We start from the raw sequence: 13052 nt of genomic DNA, 5'->3' as shown, positions 1-13052 counted from the left end.
AAACAATTTCAACTGTTACTTTAACTACAATTAAATAACAATATTCTTAGTGACACACATCACATATTTATCAATATATAAAATTAAATTATAAACATCTGACATTAGCTATATAACCCATTAATTAATAAAGCATTTTCCATTCTTTCTCATTTTCCAACAAAAACACATCTAGTTGTTTTTTATTATAAATTTAAAACAAGCTGTATTTCTCAATCATATCAACACATAAATCCATATATTGATTGTTAAGTTAAATTAATGATTAATAGCGCCCCAAAAATTACATATCGCGTGCGGGATGCCAAAGAATAATGCAAAAAAGGGCCATTGTTTTTACTAGCTTTCTTATTATTACTATCAGTGCTAAAGCTACCGAAATATCAGATCAACAACTTATTCATCAACAGGAACGGCAGAAAGCCCTAGAGGCTCAATTAGCACCGCCGCCAGAGGATATTCGTCTGTCTGTTCCTGAAACAGCAGTACCCTCTGAATTTCCTGTCGATACGCCCTGTTTTCCTATTACGCGTGTCGTTCTTGAAGGCACCGAACATTTTCCTCACTGGTTACCTTTAAAACGTTTAGCTCAACAGGGAGAAAATCACTGCCTGGGCACCCAGGGGATTAATATATTAATGACTCGGATACAAAACCGATTAATTAATCATGGCTATGTTACTAGCAGAGTATTAGCTCCCAGTCAGGATCTTAATTCCAAGACATTAAAGCTGATGATCTTACCGGGAAAAGTTGGGCATATTCGCTATACCGCTGAAAGCGATAATTATATCCAACGGATAACCACATTCCCTCCCCGTGAAGGAAAATTGCTTGATTTACGGGATATCGAACAAGGATTAGAAAATTTACAACGTTTTCCTACCGTTCAAGCCAACATGGAAATTGCACCGAATGAGCAATTAGGAGAAAGCGATATCGTACTGGATTGGCGTCAATCAAGACATTGGCGGCTAGCCTCCTATCTGGATGATTCTGGTTCTAAAAGTACCGGGCGTTATCAAGGCGGATTAACTTTATATCTGGATAATCCTCTTGCGTTGAGTGATCTATTTTATATTTCCGGTGGGCGTGATATTCACTCCCCTTCTGGCCGCAGCAGCAAAAACTATACCATCCACTACTCCCTACCGGTGGGATACTGGATGGCAGGCATCACCGCCAGTAATTACGATTACAACCAAAAGGTAGCCAGGCCAAATGGAGACGACAAATACAGTGGCAAAAGCAAAAACCTGAATGTCCAACTCAGCCGAGTCCTGCATCGTAACGCCAGCCAGAAAACTTCGGTTAATGGTGAAATTTATCGTCGCACATCCAAGAGTTTTATTAATGACCTAGAAATTAGCGTACAGCACCGGGAAACGGCTGGCTGGAAATTGGGATTATCTCATCGTCACTACATCGGTAAAGCGACCCTGGATGCCGGAGTGACTTACCAACAGGGAACACGCTGGTTTGGGGCACTGCCCGCACAAGAAGAGATCCGCGGTACAGCAACCGCCCTACTTAAAACAACCCAGTTTTCCGCGGCACTTTCTGCGCCGTTTACCCTATTTTCTCAACCATTCATCTACAAAACCCAGTACCTGCGCCAAATAAGCTCCAGGCCATTGACGCCACAGGATCAATTTTCAATCGGCAACCGCTGGACCGTACGCGGATTTGACGGCGAACGCACGCTAAATGGAGATCATGGCTGGTACAGCCGTAACGAACTGGAATGGCAAACCCCACTGAATGGTCAATCCCTGTATTTGGGCATGGATTATGGCGAAATCGGCGGGCCGGGAAATGAGCAACGTCTGGGAAAACATCTGGCGGGCGGCATTCTAGGCTATCGCGGCAGTCTTAAAGGCGTGAGCTATGACCTGTTTGCCGGTATCCCGCTATCCAAACCGGATGGCTTTCAAACCTCATCAGTCACCACCGGATTCAGTTTGTACTGGCAGTACTAATTCAAAATAACAACGCAGCCAAAGTTATCACAGATAAAAAGTGTTAGTGGAGAAAAACAATGAACAAGCATCTGTATCGTATTATCTTTAACAAAGCCCGGAACATGCTGATGGTCGTGTCTGATATTGCCACCTCCGGGCAAGGTAGTACGGTACGCCGCCGTAGTCGTCGGCAATCATCACAATGCCTTTGCCGGTTAACGACGTTACGACTAAGTTTGTTATTGGCAACCGGCTGCATCTCCCTAACAACGCAAGCAAATATTGTGGCCGACGGACAAGCGCCGGGTAATCAACAACCGACTATCCTGAACAGCGCGAACGGTACGCCACAAATCGATATTCAAACCCCTAACGCCGCGGGTATCTCGCATAATACCTACACCCAATTTGATATCGATAAACAAGGTGTCATTCTTAACAACAGTCACGAGGCTGTCCAAACTCAACTGGGCGGCATGGTGGCGGGAAATCCGTGGCTCGCCAAAGCAGAAGCCAAAATTATTCTCAATGAAGTGAACAGCATTAACACCAGCAAACTCAATGGCTGGATAGAAGTCGCCGGACAAAAAGCCGACGTTATTATTGCCAACCCGGCGGGTATCACCTGCAACGGATGTGGATTCATTAACGCCCATCGCGCAACACTCACCACGGGACAAGCCATGATGGAACAAGGCCGGCTGAAAGGCTTTGATATTGAGCGGGGAGAAGTCCGCATTGAAGACCTGGGACTGGACAGCTCACAACAAAATTACACCGAAATTATTGCCCGCTCGGTGGTAATCAACGGCAAACTGCACGCGAAAGATCTAAAAATCACAACCGGAAGTAATATCGTTGATGCAGCTCACCAAAATATTGAGAAAAAAACTGCTGACGGCAGCAAGAATCCATCATTTACGCTGGACGTAGCCGCACTCGGTGGCATGTACGCCAATAAAATCGTGCTGGTGGGTACCGAGTTTGGCGTAGGGGTACGTAACGCCGGCCACATCGGAGCAACCGCCGGTGACGTCCGTATCACGGTTGATGGACAGATTGAGAACAGTGGCACAATCGCTGCACGAAGTAACACCACAATCAAAGCGGAGTCGATACAGAGCGCCAAAGGCAGCATCCTGGCTGCCGGAATTGATGATAAAGGGAAAGCCACGCTGCCCGGATCGCTGACACTGACCGCCAAACAGCAAATTCAGGCCAATGGAAAAAATCTGGCAACCAATACTCTGGAAGTACAGAGTAAAAAGATTGATCTCAGCGGCAGTCAAACTTCTGCCAACAACATTCAACTCACTGCCAGTCAGCAAGAGATTAGCACCGCCAACGCTACAGTCACCGCTGACCGCTTTACAGCCAAAACACCAAGCCTATTTAACAATGACAGCGGAACACTGGTAGCACGAGAAATCAACTTAACTACTCCAGACTTATCCAACAAGCAGGGGAAAATTAATCAAACCGGCAACGGCGAGCTGGTACTGAACACCCAAACACTGAATAACCACAGCGGGACCATTCTCAATGAAGGGAAACGACTGGCTATCACCACAAGAAATCTGGACAACAGTCATGGAAAAATCGCCAATAACGGGAATGATCTGAACCTAATCGTCCACGAGAAAGCGGACAACACGGAAGGAGGGACAATTCAACTCGCCGGTAAAGGTAAACTGTCACTCAACACCCATCAGTGGATAGGTGACGGAGGCAAACTGCTCTCCAATGGTGAACTGGATGTACAAGCCCACAACCTGCAACTGAACAAAAAAGCAGTCACTACCGCCGACAAAATTACAATAACAACAGACACATTAAGCCATCAGAGTGGAATAATGCAGCAACAGGGTAAGGACAGAATGTCCCTTACTGCCAAGACTCTGAATAACCAAAATGGCGAGATTAAAGGTAATGGCAACCTGAAAATCGATGCCACTACCTTAGATAACAGCAAAGGTAAAATCATAGCAGCCAAACAAGGCACCTTGGAACTGACTGTTAATGACGCTCTGAATAACCAAGATGGACAGCTAGAAGCCGGTCAAGATATCCAACTCACAGCAACACAGCTTGATAACAGCCGGGGCAAAATCGCTGCAACCGGTGGCAGCACAGAACTGATCATTGGGAAAAACATTGAAAACGTTGACGGACGAATCGAAGCCAAAACGACGCTCACCACAAAAAGTCAGGCGTTAAATAACCATCAAGGATCATTACTGGCTCAGCAGATAGACAGCCAAACCAAAGGACATAAATTCACCAACACCGCAGGACAAGTCATTGCCCAAGAAAAACTCACCCTAAACAGCGGTGAGCTGGATAACACGTTTGGTTTGTTACAATCTGGCAGTGACATGATAGTCAATACTCATGGGCAGAAACTGACTAACACGAAAGACACTAAAAATGGTGACAAAAAAGAGACTCAAAAAGGCACCATATTAAGCAAAGGCAATCTGGAACTCCGTACCGGGGATATCAACAACACCGCCGGCATTATTTCCGCTAAAGGAAAAACCACCCTTAACGCCGGTAGCGTTGACAATACCGATGGTCAACTCTTATCACAACAGATGGCGGAATTGACCACACAGGCATTAAATAACACTCGTGGACAGATCCAATCAGAGTCAAGCCTGTTGCTGGATACTCAAAACCAAGCCCTGACCAATACCGACAGTGGCAAAACTGGCGGTATCATTGCCAAAGACTCATTACGCATTTCCAGCGGTAAACTGACTAATGACGCAGGCGTTATCCTTGGTCATGGCATCAACATTGATACCCATCAACAAGCACTGAGCAACCAAAGCGGCGCCATATCCAGTAAGAAAAACCTAAAACTCGATAGCGGAGAACTCAATAGTACAGGCGGGAAAATAGAATCTACCGGCGATATGATACTGGACACGCACGGAGAAAAACTGACCACCGCCAAAAGCGGTGATACCGGTGGCGTTATCAGCGAGGGAACACTGACCTTAACCACAGGCGAGATCGACAACCACGATGGCACTATCACTGGAACAGGGACGACAACGATAACGGGTAGAAACCTCCACAACCAACGAGGAAAACTTGTCAGCAAAACCGGCCCCCTGACATTAACGGTAAACAAAACTGACAACAGCGGCGGGTTACTACAATCCGCTAGTGACCTGACATTGGATACGCAAGGTGGGCTGCTAACCAACACCAACAGTGGCAAAGACCGGGGCATAATCAGCATAGGCAACATGAAGCTGACGACCCAAGGCGTTAACAACGATGCTGGCCTAATCCATGCGGGAAAAAACCTGATCCTTGACGGACAGAAAGGAACCATAACCAACCGCGACAGCCTGCCTAATCAGGGTATCCGTAGCTCAGGAGACTTGACGCTGACTGCAAGCGCTATTGATAACCATCAAGGATCTGTAGAAGCTGATAAACAACTCACCGTGACATCCGGGACAGTTGACAATACCGGCGGCCTGTTGAAATCCGGCACAACCCTGTCGCTCAACACCCAAGGCCAGAAACTGACTAACGCACAGAGCGGAGAAAAACGTGGTATCCGCAGCGGCAGTGATCTGACACTGGAAGCCGGTGAAATTGATAACACCGCTGGCCTGATAGATGCACAAGGTGAAACCACGCTAACTAGCCAAAACCTCAACAACACCGGCGGTAAAATCCTCTCGCGGAAAAAAGCCGATCTGACAACACAAGCGGTCAACAACCAAAGTGGACAGATACAATCCGCAACCAGTCTGAAATTAGATACACAACAGCATGAACTGACTAGCACCGACGGCAGGATCATCGCGGAAAATGACTTGGAACTGGCTACCGGTAAATTGATCAATGACCGCGGATCTATCCGTGGCGATCAAACCCACATTAACACTCATCAGCAAGCGCTAAATAACGTGGCTGGCACCATAACCAGTAAGAAAAACCTAAAACTCGATAGCGGAAAACTCAACAGTACCGGCGGGAGAATAGAGTCCGCCGGTGATATGACGCTGACCACTGACGATATTAACAACCAAAACGGTGTGATTATCGGTACAGGAACCACAACCGTTACCGGTGGTGAACTGAAAAACCAAGGCGGAACCCTCGCCAGTGAAACCAGCGCACTCACATTGACCGTGAAAAAAACCGATAACAGCGGCGGCCTGTTGAAATCTGCTGGTGATCTGACACTCGATACACAAGGTGAGCTACTGACTAACCTCAACAGCGGCGAGACCGGGGGCATAATCGGTGCAGGCAATGTCAAGCTGACCGCTCAAGGCATCAATAACAAAGCTGGCTGGATCCATGCGGATAAAAACCTAACTCTAGATGGGAAACAAGGCAAAATAACCAACCGCAACAGCCAGCCTAAACAGGGGATCTCAAGCAAGGGAGAGTTGACAATAACCGCGGGCACCATCGATAACCAACAGGGAAGAGTCATCGCCGATAAGCAGCTCAACGTGACATCAACAGGAGCCGTTGATAATACCAGCGGCAAAATGCTCAGCCAGCATCAACAACTCACCATGAATACCGGTGAACTGAATAACACGAGTGGTTTGCTGCAATCCAAAACAACTCTTTCACTCAACACTCACGGCCAAAAACTGACTAATACACAAAGCGGGAATGACCTCGGCATACTCAGCGGCAGTGACCTGACTCTGGAAGCCGGTGAAATTGATAACACCACCGGCAAGATAGATTCACAAGGCGAAACCACGCTAACTAGCCAAAACCTCAACAACACCGGCGGTAAAATCCTCTCGAAGGGAAAAGCCGATCTGACAACACAAGCAGTCAACAACCAACGTGGACTGATACAATCCTTAGCCAGTCTGAAATTAGATACACAACAGCATGAACTGATCAGCACTAGCGGTAAGATCGTCGCGGAAGATGCTTTAGAACTGGCTACCGGCAAACTGATCAATGACCGCGGCGATATTCGTGGTAATGAAACCCGCATTAACACTCATCAGCAAGCATCAACAACTGGAACTCAATACCGGCGAACTGAATAACGCCGGTGGTCTGTTGCAATCCAACACCACCCTTTCACTCAACACTCACGGCCAGAAACTGATTAACACTCAAAGCGGAGATAAACACGGCATACTCAGCGGCAGTGACCTGATACTGGAAGCCGGTGAAATTGATAACACCGCCGGCAAGATAGATTCACAAGGCGAAACCACGCTAACCAGCCAAAACCTCAACAACACCGACGGTAAAATCATCTCGCAGAAAAAAACCGAGCTGACAACACTGGCGGTCAACAACCAAAGCGGGCTAATACAATCCTCAGCCAGTCTGAAACTAGATACTCAACAGCAGAAACTAACGAATACCAATAGTGGAAAATTTAACGGAATCCTCGCACTGGATGGCTTAAAACTGATTACAGGTGAACTCATCAATGATCTCGGATATATCCGTAGCGATGAAACACATATTGATACGCATAAACAGACATTAAGCAATCTAACCGGCACTATAGTCAGTAAGAAAAACCTACAACTCTATAGCGGCAAGTTAGACAGTACCGGTGGACTAATAAAGTCTGGCGGCAACATGACGCTAGATACTCACGGAGAGAAACTGACCAACGCCAAAAGCGGTAAGACCAAAGGCGTTATCAGTAAAGGAACTATGACACTGACCACCGGTGAAATCGACAATCAGGATGGTGCGATCATCGGTACAGGAGCAACAACAGTTACCGGCGGTGAACTGAAAAACCAAGGCGGAACACTCATCAGCGAAAAAGATGCGCTGACATTATCGGTGAACCAAACTGACAATAGCGGCGGCTTGTTGCAATCCGCAAGTAAGCTGACTCTCAATACGCACGGCCATTCCCTGACCAATAAAAACAGTGTTGATAAAGGCGGCATTCGCAGCCAAGACGACATATCCATTACCAGCGGTGATTTACATAATCAGGTCGGCATGATTACTAGTCGTAAAATCACCACCCTGAACACTGCTGCCGTGAATAATACTCAGGGCACTATTGCTGGTGCTCAACAGATAAAACTCACTACCCAAGCATTCAATAACCAACAAGGCACCGTCGATTCTGATGGCAACCTGAACCTCAACACCCAAGGCCAACGCCTGAATAACCAAGGTGATAAAGATAAATCAAGCAAATTCTCTGCCCAAGGAGATTTGACACTGGATATCGGTGAGTTAAACAACGACGCCGGTTTTATCGCCGCTGATGGCAAAACTAAGATTACCGGTACAACTCTCACCAATAAAAAAGGACGAATTGCGGGCAACAGTGGACTGGACATTCATAGCCAAACACTTACCAACCACAGTGGCTCATTAAAGTCAGCAAAAACCGTCAATATTGACACGAACGGGCAGCTACTGAACAACCAGCATGGCCAGATTATGGGCGATGGCAACACCACGGTAACCAGCGGCAAACTGGATAACCAACACGGACACATTCAGGGTAAAAAACTCACCATCGACACCGGGCAAACCGATACGGATAACCAGGACGGTAAGCTGTTGTCAACAGACACCATGAGCCTGAATACCCTACAGCTCGACAACCGCCGCGGGCAGGTCAACGCCATAGGTGACGCGACGATTGACGCACAAAAACAAACGAATAACACTGGCGGCTTTATCCACAGTGACCACCAACTGACACTCAAAACAGCAGAACTCATTAACCGGGAGACTAATCACCTTGACCAAGGTATCGAAGCCCAAGACCTGATAATTGAAGCTCAACAAGTGGATAACACCCAAGGCGCATTACGGGGAACCAACCGCCTGCAAGCCATCATTAACCAGTCACTGAAAAACGAACAAGGACTCGTCTCCGGTGGAAAACAACTCACCATCAAAGATGAAACCCAGGAACTGACAGTGAATAACCAGCAAGGCACACTGATTGGGAGTGAAATGGTCAATATTAAAGCCAACTCCTTGAGCGGTGACGGCCAGACCTTATCACAGGGCGATATGGAGGTAAAATTAAAACAGGACTTCCACAATACCGGCAACATCGCCGCCGACGGTAAGCTGTCTCTGGAAACCGACGGCAACATTATCAATAACAGCACAATTAAAGCCTGGCAAACATTGCATCTGGGAGCCAAACCACCTCACCAATACCCAGACCGCGGAAATCAGTGCCAAGCAAACCGAAGTCAACGTCCGCAACACGCTGACCAACACCGGACTCATTGACGGCGAACAGACCCATCTCACCGCCAAAGTACTGGACAACACTGGAACCGGACGTATTTACGGTGACCAAATAGCCCTAAAGACTGGCACTCTCAATAACACAGCGAAAGATGGCAAAGCCGCTGTCATTGCCGCCCGGGACCAATTAGATATCGGCACCGGAACCCTCAACAACAGTAACCATGCCCAAATTTACAGCGTGGGTGACATGCGCATTGGTGGACAACTGGATGAAAACCTAGCTGCTACTAGTCAAGCTGGCCGACTCAGCAACCATGCGGCAACCATTGAGGCCGGAGGTAACCTAAAGATTGATGCCGCTATTATCAAAAATACCAACAACGGTTTGGTCACCCATATCGTCGAAACAGAAAAATCTCAGCGTCATGAAGCAGTATTGAGCGGCCACACTACCCGCTATGATTGGTCACAAGTAGACACTTCCTACAGCAACAAATACGGCGTACATACCGCTGTTATGCCGGATGGTAGCAGTGATGATGAGTTTTACGAGTACCGATATACCCGTACCATCAATGAAACCCAGATAAAAGAGAGTGATCCGGGTAAAATCCTGTCCGGGGGTAATATGACCATCAATAGCGCGATGCTGACTAATGACGACAGTCAGATTGTAGCGGGTGGAATACTAGGGGGTGATATTGACGAGCTGCACAATAACGCCACCAAAGGCGAACGTATCATCACGGATGAAGGTAGCGAAATCCGTTGGTATGCCAAAAAGAAAAAACGTCGATTCAGAGGAACCAAAACCTCCCAAGGAAAAGATTGGGACGACTATAACCCAGCACCGATAATCGAAACCATTGACCTGAAAGCCCTAGCCTGGCAGGGCAACACTCGTCCAAACTCCACCGGCATAACAATCGGTGACAGGCAGCAAAGCCATGTTCAAAGCGCGCCAGCTGGGATTAACCAGACCTCAAGAATGGCGGAAGCCGGTGAAGTTACGTTCACAAACGCCACTATCAACGCCATCACACTACCGAACAGGGACATACCGATCGATCGTCCATTTCTTTCTCCTACAGGCCAACAGACTGAGCAAATATTATCGTCCAGCACAGTGGCACTACCAAACAGAGACGCACTGCCTGAACACCCCACACTTCCGCCTACCAGTCAACAGACTGAGCAAATATTATCATCCAGTACAGTGGCACTACCAAACAGAGATGCACTCACTGAACACCCAACACTTTCACCTACCGCTCAACAGACTGAGCAGATATTATCGTCCGGCACAGTGGCACTACCAAACCGGGACACCCTGCCTGAACACCCCACACTTCCGTCTACCAGTCAACAGACTGAGCAGATATTATCATCCGGCACAGTGGCACTACCAAACAGAGATGAACTCACTGAACACCCGGTACTTCCACCAGTTCAACAAACTGAACGGGTACTCCCCCCTGCCACTGTCACCCTACCAAACAGTGTTACATTAGATGAGCGCCCGCTGGTGTTACCAACCGGCCAACAATTTGAACTGGCGCTACCGTCTGATACCGTCCAAGGCCAAAGCATCGAACCGCTTATCCGCATCGTTGCTCCAGATACCCGCTTGCCGGACAACAGCCTGTTTGTCGTACAGCCGGGCAGTGACAGCCATTACCTGGTGGAAACCGACCCTAAATTCACCCAGTATAAAAAATGGCTGGGTACGGATTATATGCAACAACAATTAACCCTTGACCCAACACTGGCACATAAACGCCTGGGCGATGGGTTCTACGAACAGCGCCTGGTGCGTGAGCAAATCACCCAACTGACCGGACAGCGTTATCTGGCCGGACACAACAACGATGAAACTCAGTTCAAAGCACTAATGGAAGCTGGCGTTGCTTTCAGCAAACGGCAACAACTTACCCCCGGTATTGCACTGAGCCCGTCACAGATGGCACTGCTCACCTCAGACATTATCTGGTTGACCAACCGGACCGTGACTCTGGCAGATGGCACAAAACAGACCGTGACCGTGCCACAAGTCTACGCTCGCGTGAATAAAGGCGACTTGACCGGTGACGGCGCCCTGCTCTCCGGCAAAAACGTGACAATAAATAGCCGAGGAGATATCACCAACAGCGGCGCCATCAGCGGACGTGAAATCACCAAACTGACAGCAAACAATCTGACCAACAGCGGCTTTATCCAAAGCGGCAAAGTGGATTTAACCGCCCGGCAGGACATCACCAACCTCGGCGGACAAATTCGGGGCCGCGACCACGTTTCCGCACGGGCAAACCGGGATATCATCAGTACCTCTACCCTGCGCGGAGAAGGTGCTGACCGCTGGCTGGACCGACAAGCGGGTATTTATGTCCAAAATGACAACGGCACCATGTCGTTGAAAGCCCTCAACAACATCCGTCTCACCGCTAGTGAAGTCGATAATGCCGGCAAAGACAGCCAGACAGAGATAACCGCGGGACTCGATCTGACTCTGGACACCCTGCGTACTCATCGCACGGAAAACAGTGACTGGGGGAGCGACAACTATCGCCATCTGACACAACAACATGACGTTGGTAGCCAGATAAGCACTGCCGGCAACCTAGCCCTGCGAGCGAGCAATAACCTCAATGCCACCGCAGCTAACATGAACGCCGGTCAGCGACTGACGGCACGGGCCGGAAACAACCTCACTCTAGATGCCGGTACCGCTTCATCCGACCTGATAGAACACAGCAAACAGACCAGTAAGGGCTTACTCTCCAAATCCTCCGTCGAAACCCACGACGAAGTGCATGAACGCCGGGCGCAGAGCACCACGCTCAGTGGCGACAGCGTGACTGTACAGGCCGGGAATGACCTAAACATCATCGGCAGTAACGTCGCAGGCACTCAGGATGTTAATCTGGCCGCCGGCAATCAGCTCACCGTCACTACCGCTGATGAAGCCCGTCATGAAACGCACTTCAAGCAAGAGAAAAAATCGGGCCTGATGGGGACCGGCGGTATCGGCTTCACCGTCGGCAAAGCCAGCCAAAAATCCACTACCGACATCGACAGCAACCTCAACAAAGGCAGCACAGTAGGCAGCAGTCAGGGCAGTGTGACATTCAGCGCCGGAAAACAGCTCAACCTTCACGGCAGTGATGTGGTAGCGGGCCGCGATATGCAACTTTCCGGTCAAAACATTAACATCACCAGCGCAGAAAACAATCACACCGCTGTCACCAAAACCGAACAGAAACAAAGCGGCCTGACCGTGGCGCTGTCCGGCACAGCAGGCGGGGCCCTGAATTCCACTGTTCAAACAGTTCAAGCAGCCAGAAGTGAAAGTGACAGCCGAATCAAAGCCTTACAAGGCACCAAAGCCGCCCTGAGCGGAGTACAGGCAGTCCAGGCAGCTCGGCTGGCCAACGCTAAAGGCGGTGACGACAAAGCCAACAACAACCTGGTTGGCGTCAACCTCTCCTACGGCAGCCAGTCCTCCCGGTCAGAACTGAAACAGCACCAGACCACTCAACAGGGCAGCAGCCTGATGACCGGGGATAATCTCACCCTCACCGCTTCCGGTGCTCCAGACCAGAACGGCGATATTCGTATTCAGGGCGGCCAGTTGCAGGCGGGTAAAGACCTGCAACTCAATGCCAGCCGGGATATCCAGCTCTCATCCAGCCAGAACACCGAACAGACCACCGGCAAAAACAGTAGTCGCGGTGGTTCACTAGGCGTCGGTTTCACTGCCGGACCGGGGGGCACGGGTATCAACCTCTCCGCCAGTGTCAACTACGGCAAAGGCCGTGAAAGCGGCAACGGCGTCAGCCATAATGAAACTACGCTGGATGCGGGACAAACCGTCACCCTCAACGCCGG

At 49.0% G+C, this 13052-nt stretch carries 3 protein-coding genes and 1 pseudogene; all 4 read left to right on the top strand.

The features are described 5' to 3' along the window. The first annotated feature begins 314 nt into the window (after window positions 1-314). Window positions 315-1979, top strand: coding sequence for a ShlB/FhaC/HecB family hemolysin secretion/activation protein (locus tag C6H66_RS07220; RefSeq protein ID WP_105395217.1), 1665 nt, complete (start codon window positions 315-317; stop codon window positions 1977-1979). A gap of 59 nt (window positions 1980-2038) precedes the next feature. Next, entirely contained in the window at window positions 2039-7012 is a 4974-nt protein-coding gene (locus tag C6H66_RS07215) for a two-partner secretion domain-containing protein (RefSeq protein ID WP_105395216.1), read from the top strand. Then, entirely contained in the window at window positions 6945-9206 is a 2262-nt protein-coding gene (locus C6H66_RS07210) for a hypothetical protein (RefSeq protein ID WP_248000627.1), read from the top strand. The genes C6H66_RS07215 and C6H66_RS07210 overlap by 68 nt, the downstream gene beginning before the upstream one ends. 1480 nt (window positions 9207-10686) lie before the next feature. Next, window positions 10687-13052: pseudogene (locus C6H66_RS07205) on the top strand (hemagglutinin repeat-containing protein); the annotation flags it as partial.

This window comes from Photorhabdus hindustanensis (genome assembly GCF_002968995.1).
Lineage (GTDB): Bacteria > Pseudomonadota > Gammaproteobacteria > Enterobacterales > Enterobacteriaceae > Photorhabdus > Photorhabdus akhurstii.
This window is presented reverse-complemented; position numbering and strand designations above follow the sequence as displayed.